General features: G+C 69.3%; 21 protein-coding genes. 2 read left to right on the top strand and 19 right to left on the bottom strand.

All coding sequences use genetic code 11. From position 1 onward, the window contains the following. Window positions 1–180: 180 nt before the first annotated feature. The 10 genes from tatC to G3I78_RS24980 all read right to left on the bottom strand — a co-directional run bounded on the left by tatC (window position 181) and on the right by G3I78_RS24980 (window position 8,641). Complete coding sequence (tatC, locus tag G3I78_RS25025; protein ID WP_203615465.1) at window positions 181–1,131, bottom strand: twin-arginine translocase subunit TatC; 951 nt, start codon at window positions 1,129–1,131, stop codon at window positions 181–183. Between the two features lie 48 nt (window positions 1,132–1,179). Next, a complete protein-coding gene (tatA, locus tag G3I78_RS25020; RefSeq protein WP_164428312.1) occupies window positions 1,180–1,470 on the bottom strand; it encodes a Sec-independent protein translocase subunit TatA in 291 nt (96 codons plus the stop codon). A 258-nt stretch (window positions 1,471–1,728) separates the two neighbouring features. After that, window positions 1,729–1,923, bottom strand: a complete 195-nt coding sequence (locus tag G3I78_RS25015; RefSeq protein ID WP_164428310.1) for a hypothetical protein — start codon at window positions 1,921–1,923, stop codon at window positions 1,729–1,731. A 10-nt stretch (window positions 1,924–1,933) separates the two neighbouring features. Beyond that, entirely contained in the window at window positions 1,934–2,224 is a 291-nt protein-coding gene (locus G3I78_RS25010; protein WP_203615464.1) for a hypothetical protein, read from the bottom strand. After that, window positions 2,221–3,270 (bottom strand): WYL domain-containing protein, encoded by a 1,050-nt coding sequence (locus G3I78_RS25005; protein WP_164428308.1) that lies wholly within the window; start codon window positions 3,268–3,270, stop codon window positions 2,221–2,223. The genes G3I78_RS25010 and G3I78_RS25005 overlap by 4 nt, the downstream gene beginning before the upstream one ends. An 18-nt stretch (window positions 3,271–3,288) precedes the next feature. After that, window positions 3,289–4,242: a WYL domain-containing protein gene (locus G3I78_RS25000; protein ID WP_164428306.1), complete on the bottom strand. Its 954-nt coding sequence runs from the start codon at window positions 4,240–4,242 to the stop codon at window positions 3,289–3,291. A 176-nt stretch (window positions 4,243–4,418) separates the two neighbouring features. Further along, window positions 4,419–4,790, bottom strand: a complete 372-nt coding sequence (locus G3I78_RS24995; RefSeq protein WP_164428304.1) for an FKBP-type peptidyl-prolyl cis-trans isomerase — start codon at window positions 4,788–4,790, stop codon at window positions 4,419–4,421. Between the two features lie 88 nt (window positions 4,791–4,878). Continuing rightward, window positions 4,879–5,883 carry an FKBP-type peptidyl-prolyl cis-trans isomerase gene (locus G3I78_RS24990; RefSeq protein ID WP_164428302.1) on the bottom strand — a complete coding sequence of 335 codons (1,005 nt, stop codon included), beginning with the start codon at window positions 5,881–5,883 and terminating at the stop codon, window positions 4,879–4,881. Between the two features lie 127 nt (window positions 5,884–6,010). Further along, window positions 6,011–7,372 carry a Pup--protein ligase gene (gene pafA / locus G3I78_RS24985; protein WP_164428300.1) on the bottom strand — a complete coding sequence of 454 codons (1,362 nt, stop codon included), beginning with the start codon at window positions 7,370–7,372 and terminating at the stop codon, window positions 6,011–6,013. Between the two features lie 9 nt (window positions 7,373–7,381). After that, complete coding sequence (locus G3I78_RS24980; RefSeq protein WP_164428298.1) at window positions 7,382–8,641, bottom strand: MFS transporter; 1,260 nt, start codon at window positions 8,639–8,641, stop codon at window positions 7,382–7,384. Between the two features lie 88 nt (window positions 8,642–8,729). Here G3I78_RS24980 and G3I78_RS24975 point away from each other — a divergent pair, with 88 nt between their 5' ends. Continuing rightward, window positions 8,730–9,746, top strand: coding sequence for a LacI family DNA-binding transcriptional regulator (locus G3I78_RS24975; RefSeq protein WP_164428296.1), 1,017 nt, complete (start codon window positions 8,730–8,732; stop codon window positions 9,744–9,746). Between the two features lie 70 nt (window positions 9,747–9,816). Here G3I78_RS24975 and prcA read toward each other — a convergent pair whose 3' ends face one another. From prcA to arc, 6 genes are all read right to left on the bottom strand, one after another. Further along, window positions 9,817–10,572: a proteasome subunit alpha gene (gene prcA / locus G3I78_RS24970; protein ID WP_164428294.1), complete on the bottom strand. Its 756-nt coding sequence runs from the start codon at window positions 10,570–10,572 to the stop codon at window positions 9,817–9,819. A 61-nt stretch (window positions 10,573–10,633) separates the two neighbouring features. Beyond that, on the bottom strand, window positions 10,634–11,479 hold the full coding sequence (prcB, locus tag G3I78_RS24965) for a proteasome subunit beta (RefSeq protein ID WP_164428292.1): 846 nt from the start codon (window positions 11,477–11,479) through the stop codon (window positions 10,634–10,636). Then, on the bottom strand, window positions 11,431–12,024 hold the full coding sequence (locus G3I78_RS24960) for an endonuclease VII domain-containing protein (protein WP_203615461.1): 594 nt from the start codon (window positions 12,022–12,024) through the stop codon (window positions 11,431–11,433). Before G3I78_RS24960 ends, prcB begins: the two co-directional genes overlap by 49 nt. A gap of 33 nt (window positions 12,025–12,057) precedes the next feature. Next, window positions 12,058–12,276 (bottom strand): ubiquitin-like protein Pup, encoded by a 219-nt coding sequence (locus G3I78_RS24955; RefSeq protein ID WP_123988084.1) that lies wholly within the window; start codon window positions 12,274–12,276, stop codon window positions 12,058–12,060. 155 nt (window positions 12,277–12,431) lie between these two features. Continuing rightward, a complete protein-coding gene (gene dop / locus G3I78_RS24950) occupies window positions 12,432–13,943 on the bottom strand; it encodes a depupylase/deamidase Dop (protein ID WP_343243839.1) in 1,512 nt (503 codons plus the stop codon). A 245-nt stretch (window positions 13,944–14,188) separates the two neighbouring features. Next, window positions 14,189–15,955 carry a proteasome ATPase gene (gene arc, locus G3I78_RS24945; protein WP_164428290.1) on the bottom strand — a complete coding sequence of 589 codons (1,767 nt, stop codon included), beginning with the start codon at window positions 15,953–15,955 and terminating at the stop codon, window positions 14,189–14,191. A 250-nt stretch (window positions 15,956–16,205) separates the two neighbouring features. Here arc and G3I78_RS24940 point away from each other — a divergent pair, with 250 nt between their 5' ends. After that, window positions 16,206–16,508, top strand: a complete 303-nt coding sequence (locus G3I78_RS24940) for a ferredoxin (protein WP_164428288.1) — start codon at window positions 16,206–16,208, stop codon at window positions 16,506–16,508. 57 nt (window positions 16,509–16,565) lie between these two features. On the opposite strand, the gene G3I78_RS24935 is transcribed toward G3I78_RS24940, so the two are convergent. From G3I78_RS24935 to G3I78_RS24925, 3 genes are all read right to left on the bottom strand, one after another. Further along, window positions 16,566–17,141: a hypothetical protein gene (locus G3I78_RS24935; protein WP_164428285.1), complete on the bottom strand. Its 576-nt coding sequence runs from the start codon at window positions 17,139–17,141 to the stop codon at window positions 16,566–16,568. A 223-nt stretch (window positions 17,142–17,364) separates the two neighbouring features. Beyond that, complete coding sequence (locus tag G3I78_RS24930) at window positions 17,365–18,264, bottom strand: tRNA (adenine-N1)-methyltransferase (protein ID WP_164428283.1); 900 nt, start codon at window positions 18,262–18,264, stop codon at window positions 17,365–17,367. A gap of 38 nt (window positions 18,265–18,302) precedes the next feature. Next, window positions 18,303–19,853, bottom strand: coding sequence for a site-2 protease family protein (locus G3I78_RS24925; protein WP_164428281.1), 1,551 nt, complete (start codon window positions 19,851–19,853; stop codon window positions 18,303–18,305). Between the last annotated feature and the right edge of the window lie 285 nt (window positions 19,854–20,138).

Genomic DNA, 20,138 nt, shown 5'->3' with positions numbered 1-20,138 from the left:
ACACGGCCCGGCGGACACACCGCGCGCCCGGCGGCAGCGGCGGACCGGGCCTTCGCCGCCCGTGACGCGGAAGCGGCCGGCGGCGCCGCTGGGGCGCCCCGGCCGCGGCCCGCGGTGGGGTGGACGAGGGGGGTGAACCCGGAGGTCACCGGAGTGACCTCATGAGCTGTCCCCGGGTCGTCAGGTCACGTCGTCATAGCCGTTGACCCGGTCCGTGGCCGACTGCTCGGGCAGGGCCCGGCTCGCGGAGACGGTCTCGACGTCGCCGATGTCCTCGGGGGTGAGGTCGAGTTCGGAGGCCTCGTCGTCGTCGGGGCCCTCTGCCTCGCGGCGGCGCTTGCGCCGGTCGTTGAGCAGGGAGAAGGCGGTCGCCCCGAAGTACAGCACCCAGATCGGCGCGGCGAGCGCCAGCATCGTCAGCGGGTCGGTGCTGGGGGTGGCGACGGCCGCGAAGACCGTGATCGCCATGATCATGCCGCGCCACCAGCCGAGCATCCGCTTGCCGGTGATCAGCCCGGTGAGGTTGAGGAAGACCAGCAGCAGGGGCAGCTCGAAGGAGAGACCGAAGACCAGCACCATGCGCAGGACGAGGTCGAGCAGGTCGTCCAGGGGCAGCAGGTTGGACGTGCCGCCCGGGGTGAAGCCGATGAGCACCTTCGCCGTGGTGGGCAGGACCGAGTAGGCGAAGTAGGCGCCGACCATGAAGAGCGGGGCACCGGTGCCGACGAAGGCGTAGGCGTACTTCTTCTCGTGCCGGTGCAGGCCCGGTGCGACGAAGGCCCACAGCTGGTAGAGCCAGACCGGCGAGGCCGCGACGACGCCGGCCATGAGCGAGACCTTCAGTGCCAGCGTGAAGGGCGCGAGAAGACCGTTGATCGTGATCTCGGCGCACGGCTTGGTCGACTGTGTCGACTTGGCCAGTTCCGCGAAGGACTTGTCACAGCCGACCGAGTCGAGGATCGGCTTGGTGATCAAGTTGATGATGTCGTTGTAGAAGAAGGCGGCGACCACCGTGACGGCGATGATGGCCAGCATCGCCTTCGCGAGCCGGTTGCGGAGCTCACGAAGGTGATCCGCGAGAGGCATCCGCCCCTCGGGATCCCTCTCCTCTTTGCGGGCAGACTTCAGCAACCCACGTTCCCATCTCGTGCGGGCGGGCCGGAGGTCACCGGCCCCGCGTCAGCGCTTGGTCGTGTCCGTCGGCTCGGAGACCGGGCGCGAGCTGGTCACGTCGCCGGGCGAGGCCTGGATGGTGCGCTGCTGAGCCGGGGTCTGCTCGTCGTTGTTGGGGGGGCCGGCCGGGGTGGCCGTGCTGCTGCCCTCGTCCTTCATCGCCTTGGCCTCGCTCTTGAGGATGCGAGCGGACTTGCCGAGCGAGCGCGCCATGTCGGGAAGCTTCTTCGCGCCGAACAGCAGGATGATGACGACGAGGATGAGAATGATCTCGGGGGCGCCGAGCCTTCCGAACATAAGTCTTTACCTTCTCACCGAGGCGGCTTGTGGGGTGCTGTCCGACCGGTCGGACAAGTGTCCGATCAGCCGTGCTGACAGCGATCGTAACGCTCAGGGGTGAACGCGTGGCAATCCCCGTGCGTACTCCCGGACCGCGGCCGGGCCTCGTTATCCGGTCCGCGACCAGCAGAGTACCTGCCGACCCCGCCCCGGTGACAGGGCGAAGTGGCCCAAAACGCATCCGGCGCTCGACTCACACCCAACTCTCAGCCGTACTCACAGTGAGTCCACAGAACGCGCCGTGCTCACCGCCGCCCGCTCCAGGTCCTCCGCGGCCCGGTTGATGCGCCGCGCGGAGTCCGTGACCTGCCGTCCGAGGCGCTGAGCCTCCAGGAAGACCCGGACGGCCAGCACGCCGAGGACGGCGAGACCCACGAAACCCACAGCTACCGCGAACATCGGCCAGAACATGGCACCGAGCCTAGAGGGTGGAGTGCAGCCGCAGTGTCCGCACCCCGCCGCCGGTCAGCAGCTCCACGATCCGCTCGCCCGCGGGCTTGCGGACGGCCGCGCCGCACTCGGGGCAGGTGAAGGAGTAGAAGGTGGTGCGGCTGGTCGCGCCGATGGCCAGGCGCAGAGCGCTCGCGGCCAGCTCGAACCGCTCCCGGCAGTCAGGGCAGCCCGCCTTGAACGTCACCGGTGCCGCGCTCCTCATCCCCGCGAAGGCGGCGGCCACCGACATGCCCGCACCAGACGTCGCCGACTCGCTCAAAGCCCCTGCTCCTGCCTGTCGTACCGACCGTCCTGCACCCCTGTCCCCGGGGTGTCCCGCGCCTCGACCCCGTCGTACGCGGCCAGCGCCTCGCGGGCCGCCTCGCGGGCGCTGTCGGCGAGGTCGCGCGGCGAGACGATGCGGCCGTCACGGCCGAGCCGGAGCGCGAGTCGCCTGAGCGACGCCGGGTCGGGGGTGCGGAGGGTAATACGCAGACCGCCGTCGGAAAGCTCATCCGCACTGTCGTGCGGGTAGTACTCGGCGACCCAGCGCCCGCCGGGACCCACCTCGACGACCACCTCGGGGTCCTCGGCGGCGGGCTGCACGAGCCCTTCGGACAGGTCCCTGAGCTCGATCTCGGGCGGCGCGGCCGGCTCGTCGAGGATCTTGATCTCGGCGACCCGGTCCAGCCGGAAGGTGCGGCGCGCCTCGGAGCGGCGGCACCACGCCTCGACATAGGTGTGGCCGACGCTGACCAGGCGGATGGGGTCGATCTCGCGCTCGGTGACCTCGTCGCGGGCGGGCGAGTAGTAGCGGATCCACAGCCGGCGCCGCTCGGAGATGGCCCGGTCGACGTCGGCGAAGACCCCGCCCTCGGCCTCGAAGGTCACCGAGAGGCGGGCGCTGGCCCCGGCGGTCTCACCGGCCGCGGTCTCCACCTTGGCGGTGGCCCGCAGCAGCGCCTGCCGGTCGCTCTCCCTGAGGCCGGGCAGGGTGGACACCGCGCGGGCGGCCACCAGCAGCGCGGTCGCCTCGTCGGCGGCGAGCCTGAGCGGCTCGGCCGTCTCCTCGCCGAGGGCGGCGGGGTTGTGCCACCAGATCCGCTCGCCGTCGGTGTCGATGTCGAGCAGGTCGCCGCCGCGGAAGCTGGTGCCGCACATGGGCAGCACGTCGAGGTCGGAGACCAGTTCGTCCTCGGTGATCCCGAAGGCGCGGGCGACGTCCTCGACCCGGGCGCCGGGCCGCTCCTTCAGATAGGTCACCAGCGAGAGCATCCGCCGGGTCTGGTCGATGGCGTTCGTGGGCCTGACCGGTTTGCCTGCCACGTTCTCTTCCGTTCCCCCTCAGCCCTTGGCCACGGCACGCAGCCGGTCCACCACGTCGGCCCGCAGCTCGGCGGGCTCCAGGACCACCACGTCGGGACCGAACTCCACCAGCCAGGCGTCCAGCCCGTGGCCGTACGGAATCTCCAACTCGTCCCAGCCGTCCCCGAGTTCCCGCACCGAGGTGGCCTTCGCCCGCAAGGGGTACCCGGCGTCCGTGCGCAGCCGGATCAGCGCGCTGCGGTCGGCGGTCTCCCCCGCCCAGCTCGCCACGGTCTCCCGGACGGTGACGACATCGGGGACCGGCGCGGTGAAGCGGGTGCCGCGCGAGCGGACCTTCCCGGTGATCCGGGACAGCCGGAACACCCGCTCGGCGCCCCGGTCGCGGTCGAAACCGGCCAGGTACCAGTGGCCGCGCCAGCACTCCAGCGCCCACGGCTCGACATGGCGGGGCTCGGGCCGGGCGGCGGTGGCCTTGCGGTAGTCGAACAGGACCGGACGGCGGTCGCGGCACGCGAGCATCAGCGGCTCGAACGACGCCTCGTGCACCGGGATGCGCGGCTCCAGCGCGCCGTGCGCCTCGTACGGGTCGACGTCCTCGGGCAGCCCGGCCGCGCGCAGCTTCTGCAGCGCGCCGCTGGCGGCCCCGGCGAGCCTGGCCTGCTGCCACACCTTGGCGGCCAGGCCCAGGGCGGCGGCCTCCTCGGCGTCGAGGGTGATGGGCGGCAGCCGGTTGCTGTCCCGCCGGGCGAGATAGCCGACTTCACCGTCGAGGTTCTCAACGGTCTCGATCACGAGCCCGAGTTCGCGCAGATCGTCCTTGTCGCGCTCGAACATCCGGTTGAAGGAGTCGTCGGAATTCGCTTCCAGGTAGGCCTCGATGGACTCCCGGAGCTCCCGCTTGCTCAGCGGCCGTCGCGTCCCGAGCAGACACAGCGCCAGGTTCATCAGCCGCTCGGCCTTGGCAATGGCCATCGACGCCCTTCGCCTCCCTATGGTGCTTACGGACGATGACCGTACCGCCCCGAAGTGGCGCGGCAAAAGCCGAGGGCCCATGCCCGGACAGGCATGGACCCCGGATGATCAGGTCCGGTCGGATGTCGTACGACGATCCGACCGCACCGTGATCCTTTATGACTCCGGTACGACGATCAGACGCCGAGGAGGTCGACCACGAAGATCAGGGTCTCGCCGGCCTTGATCGCCGGGGTCGGGCTCTGGTTGCCGTAGGCGAGGTGGGCGGGGATGGTCAGCTGGCGACGGCCGCCGACCTTCATGCCCTGCACACCCTGGTCCCAGCCCTTGATGACCCGGCCGCCGCCCAGCGGGAAGCGGAACGGCTGACCACGGTTCCAGCTGGCGTCGAACTCCTCGCCGGTGCTGAAGGAGACGCCCACGTAGTGGACGGTGACGGTCTGGCCGGCCTGCGCGACCTCGCCGTCGCCCTCCCAGATGTCCTTGATCTCCAGGTCCGCCGGGGGCGCGCCCTCAGGGAAGTCGATCTCGGGCTTGTCGATGCTCACGTCACTCGCTCCTGCTTGTTCACGGAAAGGCAACAGGGACCAGTCTTACATCCCGGTCGCGGGGACCTTCGCGCATGTCCCCCGTGCGTCACATCTTCGCCAGGATGTCCACGGTGAAGACCAGCGTGGAGTCCTTCTCGATGCCGCTGCCGGCCGGCGGGTTGTCGCCGTAGCCCAGCTTCGGCGGGATCGAGATCAGCACCCGGCTGCCGACCTTCTTGCCGGTCAGGCCCTGCGCCCAGCCCTTGACGACCTGCTGGAGCGAGAAGGACGCCAGCTGCTTCCTGCTGTACGTCGAGTCGAACTCCTTGCCGGTGTCCCACACCACGCCCTTGTACTGCACGAGCAGGGTGCTGTCGGCCGCGACCTCGTCGCCGTCGCCCTCGAGGACGTACTCCGCCACCAGCTTGGTGGGCGCGTCCTTCTTGGGGATCTCGATGGAGGGGGCCTTGCCGTCGGTGTTGGTGCCGACCTTGGGCAGGGCCGCGTCGTCCTGGGCCACGGCCTTGCCCTTGGCGGAGCTCTTGCCGTTGAAGGTCTCCTGGAGGTCGACGACGAACACCAGGGTGTCGGTGCCCTTGATGCCGGCCTGAGAGTTGCCCTCCTTGCCGTACCCCCAGGTGGGCGGGACGGAGAACTGCACGCGGCTGCCGGCCTTCTTGCCCGTCAGGGCGTACCGCCAGCCGTCGATGATGGTGTTCTGCGCGAGCTGGATGAGCAGCGGCGTCTTGCGGTCGTAGGAGTTGTCGAAGACCTTCGCCGTGGCCCAGATCTGACCCAGGTAGTTGGCCTTGACGTAGTCGCCCTCGACGACCGTGGTGCCGTTGCCCGCGATGAGGGTCTTGACGGCGAGCTGGTCGGACGGGTCGCCGCTGCCCTTGGCGACGGTCGGCTTCTCGTCGAACTTCGCGCCCGCGGTGATCGCCGGCAGCGGACCGTCGACGATCTTCGGCGGCGGTGCCTGCGAGGCCGACGCCGAGGCTGACGGAGACGCGCTGTCGCTCGCCTTGCTCGAGTCGGACTTGTCGTCACCGCATGCGGCGAGTGTGGCCAGTCCTGCGGGAACGGCGATGAGAACGGAGCGTCGGCGCACGGTGGGGGCCTCGTAATCGGTCGATCTTGTTGATGGCGTGCGCGCAACTCTACGGCGTGAGAAGGGCGCCGTACGGGAAACGTACGGCGCCCGTGTTGCGTTCCGACGGTGATTCGGAACGCTTCGATCACATTCCGGCGATCAGTTTCTCGACCCGGTCGTCGACCGAACGGAACGGGTCCTTGCACAACACCGTGCGCTGCGCCTGGTCGTTGAGCTTCAGATGAACCCAGTCGACGGTGAAGTCCCGGCGCTGTTCCTGGGCCCTGCGGATGAAGTCACCGCGCAGCCGGGCCCGAGTGGTCTGCGGGGGAACCGACTTGCCCTCGAAGATCTTCAAGTCGTTGCAGATACGGGCGGCTTGGCCCTTCCTCTCCAGAAGGTAGTAGAGACCACGACGGCGGTGGATGTCGTGATACGCGAGGTCTATCTGCGCGACCCTCGGGTGGGACATGGTCATGTTGTGCTTGGCCCGGTACCGCTCGATGAGCTTGTACTTCATGACCCAGTCGATCTCGGTGCCGATACGGTCGAGGTCCTCGGCCTCGATCGCGTCCAGCGTGCGGCCCCACAGCTCCAGGACCTGCTCGACGGTGCCGGTGCGGATGCCCCGGCGCTCGCAGAAGTCCACGGCCTTCTCGTAGTACTCGCGCTGCACGTCGAGGGCGGAGGCCTCCCGGCCGCTGGCCAGGCGCACCTTGCGCCGGCCGGTGATGTCGTGGCTGACCTCGCGGATCGCCCGGATCGGGTTCTCCAGGGTCAGGTCGCGCATCACGGTGCCCGCCTCGATCATGCGCAGCACCAGGTCGGTCGCGCCGACCTTGAGCAGCATGGTCGTCTCGGACATGTTCGAGTCGCCCACGATGACGTGCAGCCGGCGGTAGCGCTCGGCGTCGGCGTGCGGTTCGTCGCGCGTGTTGATGATCGGCCGGGAGCGGGTCGTCGCCGAGGAGACGCCCTCCCAGATGTGCTCGGCCCGCTGGCTGACGCAGTACACCGCGCCCCGCGGGGTCTGCAGCACCTTGCCGGCACCGCAGAGAAGCTGCCTGGTGACCAGGAACGGAATGAGAATGTCCGCGAGCCGGGAGAACTCCCCGTGGCGGGCGACGAGATAGTTCTCGTGGCAGCCGTAGGAGTTGCCCGCCGAGTCGGTGTTGTTCTTGAAGAGGTAGACGTCGCCCGCGATTCCTTCCTCGTGCAGGCGTCGTTCGGCGTCCACCAGGAGTCCTTCGAGAATGCGCTCGCCTGCTTTGTCGTGCGTGACCAGTTCGGTCACGTTGTCACATTCGGGAGTCGCGTATTCCGGATGTGACCCGACATCGAGATAGAGGCGGGCGCCGTTTCGCAGAAAGACGTTGCTGCTGCGGCCCCATGACACGACACGGCGGAAGAGGTACCGCGCCACCTCGTCGGGAGACAGGCGCCGCTGTCCCCTGAACGTACACGTGACGCCGTACTCGTTCTCCAGCCCGAAAATGCGGCGGTCCATGACTGAACATTACGCCCGATCCCCCGAGCTGAAACGGGGTTCGGCCGCACGGTTTGGATCATTTTCCGATGAAGACGCAACCACCGCCCGCCCCGCGGGAGCTGTGAGGACGCGCCCGGTGACCAGCAGAACCAGCAGCGACACACCCCCCGCGACCCCCGGCACGCCGAAGCCCCACAGGGCCCCGCCCCGCTCGACGACCGGGCCCGCGAGCCCCGTTCCGACCGACGCGCCCACGGTGAACGTCGTCACAAGCCAGGAGAAAGCCTCGGTGACCGTCCCGGCCGGCGCGTGCCGGTCGACGAGGACGAAGGCACACGCGATGGCGGGCGCCAGGAACACCCCCGCGAGCACCATCAGCAGCGTCATCGCCACCGCGCCCGGCATCAGCGTGAGCGGCAGGTAACACACCGCCAGGAAGCCCACCAGCACCTGGAGTCGCCGCGCCGGCTCACCGGCCCACTGCCGCGCCCCGTACGCCATCCCGCCCACCAGGGCGCCCAGCCCGATCCCGGCCATCAGCCAGCCGTACACCGCGTCCCCGCCATGCTCGTCGGCGTACGGCACCGAGGCCACCGTGATGGAGCCCAGCGCGATGCCGACGAACAGGAACGCGCCCAGCAGGGCCAGCAGTCCGCGCGAGCGCAGCGCGCCCAGCCAGTGCGCCTCACGCGGTGCGGAGCGCCACGCGCGCGAGGGCGCCGACACGACCACGGAGAGCGCCCCCAGCACCCCCACCGCGTTGAGCACCAGCAGGGCCGCCCCGGCCGACCACAGCGACACGCACAGCGTCACCAGCAACGGGCCGACCGTGAACATCACTTCCTGCGCCACCGCGTCCATCGCGTACGCCCGGTGCACCTGCTCCTCGCGGCGCAGCACCGACGGCCACAGGGCCCGCAGACCGCCCTCCAGAGGCGGCGTGAACAGCCCGGCGGCCGCCACGCACGCGTAGGCGAGCGCCAGCGGGTCGGTGCCGGAGACGGCGAAGCCCGCCATGGCGAGCGCCGACAGGACGGCCGCGGGCAGCTGGACGCGCGGCTGCCCGTACAGGTCCACCAGCCGCCCGAGCACCGGCTGGCCGACGGCGTTCGCCACGCCGTACACCGCCGCGAGAGCGCCCGCCAGGCTGTACGTGCCGCCCTCGGCCCGCACGAACAGCACCAGGGCGATCGCCGCGGTCGCGTTGGGCAGCCGGCCCACCAGCGTGCCCGTCAGCAGGCGGGCCGCGTGCCGTGCCCTGAGGATCTCCAGGTATCCCGCGGCCATGTCCCGCCTCCAAGTCATACGTATAACTTCGCCTCCCATACGTACCATGTGCGCTGTTCACACGTCCAGACGAAAGAGCAGGTCCACGGTGGCACCCAGCAACACGCGACCGACCAGCCGTGACGTCGCACAGGCGGCCGGAGTCTCCCAGGCCGCCGTCTCACTCGTCCTGGGCGACAAATGGCGCGGCAGAGTCTCCGAAGCCACCGCAGAACGCGTCCGCGAAGCCGCCCGCGACCTCGGCTACCGCCCCAACCTCGCCGCCCGCAACCTCCGCCTCGGCCACACCCGCACCGTCCTCCTCGTCGTCCCCGCCCTGACCACGGAGTTCTTCGCCGGCGTCTACACCGGCGCCGCACGCGTCGCCGCCGACCACGGCTTCGGCGTCGTCCTCTACCCCTCCCCCGAGGGAATCGGCCCCGCCCGCGACCCCTTCGCCTCCGCCCAGGCCGCCCTCGACGGCGTCATCGCCTCCTCCATGGCCGCCGACGCCCTCACCGCCATCCGCGGCGACCAGCTCCCCCTCGTCATGCTCGACAGCGACCCCTCCGGCAGCCTCGCCCGCGCCACCGTCAACCTCGACATCGCCGACGGCGTCCGCCAGGTCGCCGCCCACCTCCTCGGCCTCGGCCACCGCAGCTTCCTGCACCTCGCCGCCGACGTGCCCTCCTGGACCTTCGACGTACGCGCACGCGAACTCGCCGCACAACTCGGCGCGGTGCCCGGCACCACCGTCCGCACCGCCCACGCACCCATCTCGATCGACGGCGCCCTCACCGCCGCCGAAGCCGCCCTCGCCACCCCGGGCCCCCGCCCCACCGCCCTCGTCTGCGACGACGACAAACTCGCCGCCGGTGCCTACAAGGCCGTACGACGACTCGGCCTGCGCGTCCCCGACGACATCTCCGTCACCGGCCTCGACGACCTCGCCCTCGCCACCGCCATCGACCCCGAACTCACGACCGTACGACTCGACGCCGAACTCTTCGGCGAACGCGGCATGCAAGCCCTCCTCGCCGTCCTGGACGGCCGCACACCGGACGCGGGAGACATCCCCGTCGAACTCGTCGTACGCGGCTCCACGGCACCACCCAGCACCCCCTGAACGCCCTGTGCCCCGGCCGGAAGAACGGCCGGGGCACAGAAGGGACACGAAACGGACGGAACAGGCAGGACTACTCCTCCTCGGAGCCCTCCGCCTCCTCCGCGCTCTCCGCCTCGGTGGACGCCCCGTCGGCCTCCAACAGCCGGTCCAGCTGACGACCCACGATCCGCTTGAACTTCCGCTGCTGCGGACGCGTACGGTCCAGCACCGCGACCTCCAGCCGCTCCGCGGGAATCTCCCGCTGCGTCCCGTTGGTCTCACGCGACAACGCCTGCACCGCCAGCGTCAGCGCCTCCGCCAGACTCATGCCGTCCTGGTGACGCTGGTCCAGATAGCTGCTGATCAACTCGGCGTTACCACCCACCGCCACCGAACCGTGCTCGTCCACGATCGAACCGTCGTGCGGCAGCCGATAGATCTGATCGCCGTCCGGCGTCTCACCGACCTCCGCCACGACCAGCTCCACCTCGTACGGCTTCTCGGCCGCCGAGGAGAAGATCGTGCCCAGCGTCTGGGCGTACACGTTGGCGAGACCACGCGCGGTCACGTCGTCACGGTCGTAGGTGTAACCCCGCAGATCGGCATAGCGCACACCGCCGATCCGCAGATTCTCGTACTCGTTGTACTTGCCGGCGGCCGCGAAGCCGATCCGGTCGTAGATCTCGCTGAACTTGTGCAGCGCACGGGACGGATTCTCGCCGACGAACACGATGCCGTCGGCATACTGCAGCACGACCAGGCTGCGACCACGAGCGATGCCCTTGCGGGCGTACTCCGCCCGGTCGGCCATGGCCTGCTGGGGGGAGACATAGAACGGCGTCGACACCGGTTATCCGTCCCTTTCTGTGGAAGTCACTGCGATCACCCTGTAAGAACCGGTCCGTCGGCTAGAGCAGCGCGGCCCGCGGGCCGTCGGGCTGCTCGAGCCGCCGCGCCAGGATCGACCGGGCGATCTCGGAGGACTCGTCCTCGGTGAGCCGACGGAAACCGTCCTCGGTGATCACGGTGACGATCGGGTAGATCCGGCGGGCGACATCGGGACCACCGGTCGCCGAGTCGTCGTCAGCCGCGTCGTACAGAGCCTGCACCACCAGCGTGGTGGCCTGCTCCTCCGTCAGATCGCCGCGGAACAGCTTCTTCATCGCCCCGCGCGCGAAGATCGAGCCCGAACCGGTGGCGGCGAAGTTGTGCTCCTCGGAACGGCCGCCCGTGACGTCGTACGAGAAGATCCGGCCCCGGTCGCGATCGACGTCGTACCCCGCGAAGAGCGGCACCACCGCAAGCCCCTGCATGGCCATGCCGAGGTTGGAACGAATCATGGTCGACAGCCGGTTCGCCTTGCCCTCCAGCGAGAGCTGCGCCCCCTCGACCTTCTCGAAGTGCTCCAGCTCCAGCTGGAACAGCTTCACCATCTCCACGGCGAGACCCGCGGTGCCGGCGATGCCCACCGCGGAGTACTCGTCCGCCGGGAACACCTTCTCGATGTCCCGCTGCGCGATGACATTCCCCATGGTCGCCCGGCGGTCACCCGCGAGCACCACACCACCGGGAAACGTGACGGCCACGATGGTCGTCCCGTGCGGCGCCTCGATCACGCCCTGCGTGGGCGGCAGTTGCCGGTTCCCCGGCAGCATCTCCGGCTGATGCTCGGACAAGAAGTCCATGAAGGACGACGACCCAGGCGTCAGGAAGGCAGCTGGTAGACGCCCGGTGCTACGAGTGTTGGCTTCCACGCGATTCCTTCCAGGTAAGCGGCGGCCCGACGGACGGCGTCGGGGTCATCCCCCAACTTGCCGATGGCCGAATTGCAGTTGAAGCACAGTACGCCTCGGACCCTACCCGTCTTGTGGCAGTGATCCACATGCACGGCCGGAGCCGTCAGGCAGATAACGCAGAGCCCCATCTGAGAGGCGACCATCTCGTCACGCTGGGCTTCGGTGAGGCCGTAGTGGCGCTTCAGGTGACCCGCCCGGCCTTCGGCGGCCCGGCACTCCTTGCAGCGTGTCGATAACCCGTCCGAGGCGGTCGCGTTGCGGTGCCATTCGCTCCACGGCTTGACCTCGCCGCACTTCAGGCACAGCTTGTGCCCCTCGGGGACATCCGCTTTCGGGCGAACCTTCCGCCCCAAACTCTCCTGACGCGCGCGGTGATAGTCCGATGCACAGTCCCGGCAGTGCCGCTGCAGACCATCCAGGTTGGACCGCCTGCGGGCGAAGGCTGCGTACGGCTTGGTCTCGCCGCACCGCACGCAGCACTTCCCGTTCTCTTCGCTTGCCAAGTTCAACGACCCCCGTAGCCTTCGATTCGAAGGCTATTCGCCGCCTTTCTGAACGAATGACCGCACGAAGTCCTCCGCGTTCTCCTCCAAGACATCGTCGATCTCGTCCAGGACGGAGTCCACGTCGTCGCTCAGCTTCTCGTGGCGCTCCTTGAGGTCCTCGGAACCCTGCGCTTCCGCGCTCTGCTCCTCGACCTCCTCGGTGTTGCGCGTGGCCTTCTGCTGTCCGCCGCCGGTGTCCTTGGTCGCCATAACCCCTCACCCCGCTCGGTTCGACGTTCTTGATCAGACCCTACTTGCAGGGACTGACATCGGCCCCGCAGTTCCTACAACGTACGGGGGCCATCTCGATGATTCCCTCTGGCCAGGTTTTCCACCCTGTGGGAGCACCCGGCCCGGGTACCCCTTCAGCCGCCCGACAGCACCCTGACCAGGTCTTCTGCCGTACGACAGCGGTCAAGGAGCTCCTTGACGTGATTTCGCGTTCCGCGAAGCGGTTCGAGGGTTGGGACCCGCTGGAGGGAGTCCCGCCCGGGCAGGTCGAAGATCACGGAGTCCCAGGAGGCCGCGGCGACGTCGTCGGCGTACTGCTCCAGGCACCGTCCGCGGAAGTACGCGCGGGTGTCCTCCGGCGGCTTGGTACAGGCCCTCTCGACGTCCTGCTCGTCCAGGAGGCGCTTCATGCGGCCGCGGGCGACGAGACGGTTGTAGAGGCCCTTCTCGGCGCGTACGTCGGCGTACTGGAGGTCGAGGAGGTGGAGCTTGGCGGCGTCCCAGTCGAGGCCGTCGCGGCGCCGGTAGCCCTCCATGAGTTCTCGCTTGGCGACCCAGTCGAGTTCGCCGGCGAGGCTCATGGGGTCGTTCTCCAGGCGGTTGAGGGTGTCCTCCCAGCGGGCGAGGACGTCCTTGGTCTGTTCGTCCGCATCGGCGCCGAAGCGTTCCTCGACGTATTTGCGGGAGAGCTCGAAGTACTCCATCTGGAGCTGTACCGCGGTGAGTGTGCGGCCGCTGCGGAGGGTGACGAGGCGCTGGAGTGTGGGGTCGTGGGAGACCTGGTGGAGGGTGCGGACGGGCTGGTCCACGGCCAGGTCCACGGCGATGAAGCCGTCCTCGATCATGGACAGGACGAGGGCGGTCGTGCCCAGCTTGAGGTATGTCGAGATCTCGGAGAGGTTCGCGTCGCCGATGATCACGTGCAGGCGGCGGTACTTCTCGGCGTCGGCGTGGGGTTCGTCGCGGGTGTTGATGATCGGGCGCTTGAGTGTCGTCTCCAGGCCGACCTCGACCTCGAAGTAGTCGGCGCGCTGGCTGAGCTGGAAGCCGTGTTCGTGGCCGTCCTGGCCGATGCCGACGCGGCCGGCGCCGGTGACGACCTGGCGGGAGACGAAGAAGGGCGTGAGGTGGCGCACGATGTCCGAGAAGGGGGTCTCCCGCTTCATCAGGTAGTTCTCGTGTGTGCCGTAGGAGGCGCCCTTGTTGTCGGTGTTGTTCTTGTAGAGGTGGATGGGCTGGGCGCCGGGGAGCTGTGCGGCTCGTTCGGCGGCCTCGGCCATGATGCGTTCGCCGGCCTTGTCCCAGAGGACGGCGTCGCGCGGGTTGGTGACCTCGGGTGCGCTGTATTCGGGGTGTGCGTGGTCGACGTAGAGCCGTGCGCCGTTGGTGAGGATGACGTTGGCGAGGCCGATGTCCTCGTCGGTGAGCTGGCTGGAGTCGGCGGCTTCGCGGGCGAGGTCGAAGCCCCGCGCGTCCCGGAGCGGGTTCTCCTCCTCGAAGTCCCAGCGGGCCCGGCGGGCCCGGTGCATCGCCGCCGCGTAGGCGTTGACGATCTGGGACGAGGTGAGCATGGCATTGGCGTTGGGGTGGCCGGGGACGGAGATCCCGTACTCCGTCTCGATGCCCATTACTCGCCGTACGGTCATGCGGCCCTCCTTGCCCGGCGGCGCCCTCGGTCGGGGGCGGCGCTCAAGTACCGCTGGCGCTCCGGTGCGTGTGCGGTGCCCGTCCCCGCACTGCGCGACTCGGCGGTACCGAAGAGCCTAGAACGGCTCTGCGCTGGTGGGGAGATCATTTGCGTCATTGCCTTGCTCGCCTTTGTTCCGGTTAGTTGCCTGAAAAACAGTCGGCTGCGGGTACCCGGTGAGGGCACCCGCAGCCGCCCTGGTTCTTACAGGTACTGACCGGTGTTCGCCACCGTGTCGATGGAGCGTCCGGTGTCGGCGCCCTGCTTTCCGGTGATGAGGGTACGGATGTAGACGATCCGTTCGCCCTTCTTTCCGGAGATGCGGGCCCAGTCGTCCGGGTTGGTGGTGTTGGGCAGGTCTTCGTTCTCCTTGAACTCGTCCACGCAGGCCTGGAGGAGATGGGAGACCCGGAGGCCCTTGGCGTTGTGGTCGAGGAAGTCCTTGATCGCCATTTTCTTGGCGCGGCCCACGATGTTCTCGATCATGGCGCCGGAGTTGAAGTCCTTGAAGTAGAGGACTTCCTTGTCGCCGTTGGCGTAGGTGACTTCCAGGAAGCGGTTTTCCTCGGATTCGGCGTACATGTGTTCCACGGCCGTCTGGATCATGCTCTGGACGGTGGTGGTCTTGCTGCCGCCGTGCTCGCCGAGGTCGTCGGAGTGCAGCGGGAGGCGTTCGGTGAGGTACTTGCCGAAGATGTCCTTGGCCGCTTCGGCGTCGGGACGCTCGATCTTGATCTTCACGTCGAGCCGGCCGGGGCGCAGGATGGCGGGGTCGATCATGTCCTCGCGGTTGGAGGCGCCGATCACGACCACGTTCTGGAGGCCTTCGACACCGTCGATCTCGGCGAGCAGCTGCGGGACGATGGTGTTCTCCACGTCCGAGCTGACACCGGAGCCGCGGGTGCGGAAGAGGGATTCCATCTCGTCGAAGAAGACGATGACGGGGGTGCCCTCGGAGGCCTTCTCCCTGGCGCGCTGGAAGACGAGGCGGATCTGCCGCTCGGTCTCGCCGACGTACTTGTTGAGGAGTTCGGGGCCCTTGATGTTGAGGAAGAAGCTCTTGCCCTGGGCCTGGCCGGTGACTTCGGCGACCTTCTTGGCCAGCGAGTTGGCGACGGCCTTGGCGATGAGCGTCTTACCGCATCCGGGGGGTCCGTAGAGCAGGACGCCCTTGGGCGGCCGCAGTTCGTGCTCCTTGAACAGGTCCGGGTAGAGGTACGGCAGCTCGACCGCGTCGCGGATGGCCTCGATCTGGCCGCCGAGTCCGCCGATCTGCTCGTAGCCGATGTCGGGGACCTCTTCGAGGACGAGTTCCTCGACCTCGCTCTTGGGGACGACCTCGTAGACGTAACCGGAGCGCGGTTCGAGGAGCAGGGCGTCGCCGGGGCGGATGGTGACGTCGAGGAGTGGTTCGGCGAGCCGTACCACCCGCTCCTCGTCGGTGTGCCCCTGCACCAGGGCGCGCTCGCCGTCCTCGAGGATCTCCTTGAGGGTGACGATGTCGCCGACGCTCTCGTACTCCATGGCCTCGACCACGTTGAGAGCTTCGTTGAGCATCACTTCCTGGCCACGCCTGAGCTCTTCGAGGTCGACGCTCGGGCTGACGTTCACCCGCAGTTTGCGGCCGCCGGTGAAGATGTCGGCTGTGCCGTCCTCGTTCGCCGTGAGGAAGACTCCGAAGCCAGCCGGGGGCTGGGCGAGCCGGTCGACCTCTTCCTTGAGGGCCACGATCTGGTCGCGGGCCTCACGGAGTGTGTTGGCGAGTCGCTCGTTCTGGGCGGACACGCCGGCCAGGTTGGTCTGCAGCTCGACGATCCGCTCTTCGAGAATCCTCGTGTGTCGCGGAGAGTCGGCGAGCTTGCGCCGCAGGACGGCGATCTCCTGCTCAAGGTAGGCAATCTGCCCGGCCGGGTCGTCGGACCCTCGTCCCGGGCGGATGCCGCGGTTCATGTCGTCGTCGTGGGCTGCCACGGTCCTCACCTCCTCCAAGGGGAGCTGGACGCTTCCAGACCCTACCTGGGTGGGTGTCGATTGAAACCCCTAGATCACAAAGACTGTCGAGGTGTGTCCGATCTTCACCCTTGCGCTCTCCCTCACGCCAGGGGAATACCCACCGAACATGATTGGAAAGCTGCCGACGGTAGGGTCGAAGTGTTCAACACCCGTCAGAGCTGGCCGGATTCCCGTTCGGCTCGGTGCGTAAACGGCAGGAGAGACGATCGTGCAGCAGGAGGCCGGGGGCGGCGGCGGCGAGGCGCTGGAGGTCTGGATCGACCAGGACCTCTGTACCGGCGACGGCATCTGCGCGCAGTACGCGCCGGAGGTGTTCGAGCTGGACATCGACGGTCTGGCGTATGTGAAGGGCGCCGACGACGAGCTGCTCCAGGGCCCGGGTGCCACAACGCCCGTGCCGCTGCCGCTCCTCACCGATGTGGTCGACTCCGTGAAGGAATGTCCGGGCGAGTGCATCCATGTACGTCGAGTTTCGGACAGGCGAGAGGTCTACGGGCCCGACGCGGAGTGACCGGAAATGCACGCTGCGTGACTACTGTCCGTTTACGCACAGATGTGATCGCTTCGGTCAGACGCTGTGCGTACCGGCCGGGGTGGAGCGGAGGAACGTGCCGTCCTTCCACTGCCACTTCGCCTTGTCCTTGACGTCGGGGCAGCAACTGGGCACGTCCGACGTCGAGTAGCCGAGCAGTGTCGCGAGGACGGCTCCGTCGCTCACCGTGAAGTCGGTCACGGTGTTGCGGGTCTTGGTGGTCAGCAGGGTGGCGACCACGCGCGGTGTCGAGTCCTTCGCGCGCGTGATGACGTAGATGGCGTCGGGCGGGGTGCCCATGGGGGCGTCGCAGTGCACCACTACGACTGTTTCCGGCCGTCCGTCGCCGTCGAGGTCTCCGGAGACCCGCTTCTGGATCTTCGCCTTCACCGGGCCGCAGTCGAGCGGGAAGTGCACGTCCGCGGGGTCCGGGGCCGTCGTCACGGCGGGGGCGGTTCTGCTTTCGGGGCCGGCCGCCTGGGCCGCGGTCGCCGGATGGGGCTGGAGTACCGACGAGAGGGCCACGACTCCCGCCACGGCGGTGGCGGTGGCGACCCAGTGGATCGGACGGGTGTGCGTGTGTGCCAGTTCCGGGACGGCGGATTGCTGCACTAGGAGCGTCTCCTGTGAGGGCTGTGCCGGTGGGGGTGGGTGGCCAGCATGGTGCCACACGTCACAGGTCGGGGGAACGGCGGGGTCCGAGGTCACGGACGTACCCCGTCGGGAATGTCCGGTTTGCGGCCCGGTGCCAACAGAAGGGCGCCGCGGTCGAGTTCCGGAGGGGTTCCGGGAACGCGGCCGTGGCGCCCGCACGTTGACTGATCGGGTACGGCGGTCAGCGACCGCCGCCGTCGGCGTTGGGACCGGTGTAGTCCTCGCCGTAGGCGCCCTTCGCGGGGCGGCGCCTGCGCATGGGCGGCTCGACGCCGTCGGCGAGGCGGCGGGCGGTGAGCAGGAAGCCGGTGTGGCCGATCATCCGGTGGTCCGGGCGGACGGCCAGGCCCTCCACGTGCCAGTTGCGGATCATCGACTCCCAGGAGGTCGGCTCGTTGAAGGAGCCGATCTCGCGGATGGACTCGACGGTCCTGGCGAGCTGCGTGGTGGTGGCGACGTAGCAGCACAGGATGCCGCCGGGGACGAGCGCCTTGGAGACGGCCTCCAGGCACTCCCAGGGGGCGAGCATGTCGAGGATGACGCGGTCGACGTCGGTGTCGGACAGGTTGTCCTGGAGGTCGCCGACGGTGAGCTGCCAGGCGGGGTGCGGGCCGCCGAAGTAGCGCTCCACGTTCTGCTGGGCGATCTCGGCGAAGTCCTCGCGGCGCTCGTAGCTGTGCAGCATGCCCTGGTCGCCGATGGCGCGCAGCAGGAAGCTGCTGAGCGAGCCGGAGCCGACGCCCGCTTCCACGACGCGGGCGCCGGGGAAGATGTCGGCGAAGGCGAGGATCTGCCCCGCGTCCTTGGGGTAGACCACGGCGGCGCCGCGGGGCATGGACAGGACGTAGTCGGGGAGCAGGGGGCGCAGCGCGAGGTAGGCGACGTTACCGGTGGTGCGGACAACGCTGCCCTCGGGTGCGCCGATCAGCTCGTCGTGCGGGAAGGAACCCTTGTGGGTGTGGAAGTTCTTTCCCTCTTCGAGCGTGAACGTGTAGTGGCGGCCCTTGGGGTCGGTCAGCTGAACCTGGTCCCCGACCTTGAAGGGCCCGCGCCTGCGGGCGGCACCGGTCGGTTCGGACATGTGAACACCCTACCGGTCCCGGGAGGGGCCGCCGACCACTAGGACGGTCTGGCCATGGCCTTCACGAAGGCCCGCTCGACGTCCGCCGCGGACAGGACGCCGTAGATCTCGCCGGTCTCCTCGACGACCAGGTACTCGGTCGCCGGGGTGGCCCGCAGAGCGTCCAGGAGGTCCTCGCCCGCGAGTTCGGCGGAGACGCGCATGCCGTCGGTGAGGTCCTGGGCGAGGCCGCTGACGGCGACCCAGGGGCGGCGGTGTTCCGGTACGCCGACGATGGCGGCCTCGCGGACGAGGGAGAGCGGGCTGCCTTCGGCGTCGACGACGACCAGGGCGCGGGCGCCGGCGTCGTTGGCGCGGCGCAGGGCCTCGGAGAGGGGGGTGTCGGTCTCGACCGGGACGGCACGGCGGGTGAGGGTGCGGGCGCGCAGATCCGGCAGGTGCTCCCTGAGCCGGGCCATGCGGAGGCTGTTGCCGGCACCGGTCCAGATGATGGCGGCGAGGATCGCGGCGAGCAGGGCATCCATGACGGTGTCCATGCCGACGTTGTCCTCGGCGGTGGAGCCGAGTGCCCCGGACTGGGTGAGCAGCGGGAGGCCGATCAGGACGGAGACGGCAAGGGCGCGGCCGACCCATGCGGCGGCGATGGTGCCGGTCATGGGCTTGCCGGTGATCTTCCAGACCACCGCGCGGAGCATGCGGCCGCCGTCGAGCGGGAGGCCGGGCAGGAGGTTGAAGGCGGCGACGATGAGGTTGGAGATCATCAGGCCGGCGAGCAGGACGCCGGGGACCGTGCCGGGTTCGACGGGCAGCATGGCGAGGTAGAAGACGCCGGCGAGGACCAGGGAGAGCAGCGGGCCGACGAAGGCCAGCACGAACTCGCGGCCGGGGGTCTCGGCTTCCTTCTCGATCTCGGAGACGCCGCCGAAGAACTGGAGCTGGATGCGGCGGACGGGGAGCTTGAAGCGGAGTGCGGCGACGGTGTGGGCCAGTTCGTGCACGAGCACGGAGGCGTAGAAGGCGACCGCGAAGAAGAGGGAGACGAGGTAGCGGGCCGCGCCGAGTTCCGGCAGGACGCGGTCCAGCTGGCCGCCGAAGACCCAGGTGATGAGGGCGGCGACCAGGAACCAGCTCGGGGCGACGTAGACCGGCACGCCGAAGGGGCGGCCCATGAGCAGTCCGCCTCGGGGCTGCGGGGGTTGGGGCGGCGGGGGGTTCTTGGGGGCGCCGGAGTGGGCGAGGGTGCGGTGGTGGTCGTCGGGGGTGCTGCCGAGTCCGGGCTGTGCGGTGTGGGGCTGCGGGGTCGCTGGGTCCTTCTCGTCGGCCGCGGGGGTCGGCTCTGCCGGACGGGTCCCGGTGTCTCGCTCGCCGTCGGCTTCGGGCGCGGGCCCGGTCGTCGCCGGGGACTCGGTGCCGTCGCTCGGAGCCTGGTCCGGTGTCCCCTGCTCGGCGCTCTCCGCCGGTGTGCTGTCGGTGTCGGTGCGGGTCCCGCCGTCGTGGGGTTCGGTGGTGTGGGCCGGAGGCCCTGCGTGGGGCTCGGCCGGCCTGTCCGTGCCGGATCGCGGCTGCCCGCTCCCGCCGCTCTCGTCCACGATGTCCCCTCGTTCGAAGCGTCTTCCGCGCCTGCCGTGCGGAAGGGTCTCGGGTCGATGGTATGCGGCGGTCGCGACGCGTTCCGCCCCGGCACCCCCCGTGTTTCCTCAGGGGCCACAGCGGTTACGGCGACTCGACGGCCGTCGGCCGGGTGCCGGGCACCCCCGGGGCGGGGCGCTCGACCCGTCCGCGGGGATCTCCGTCCCCCGAGCCGTGCGCCCGCATCGCCACCGCCCGTAGGCCCGGAGGCCCGGGGGCGGGTCACTGTCAGTGGCGGGCCGTAT

It is taken from the genome of Streptomyces sp. SID13726 (assembly GCF_010548375.1).
Lineage (GTDB): Bacteria > Actinomycetota > Actinomycetes > Streptomycetales > Streptomycetaceae > Streptomyces.
The sequence above is the reverse complement of the archived record's forward strand: the minus strand, read 5'-3'. Positions and strand labels throughout refer to the sequence as shown.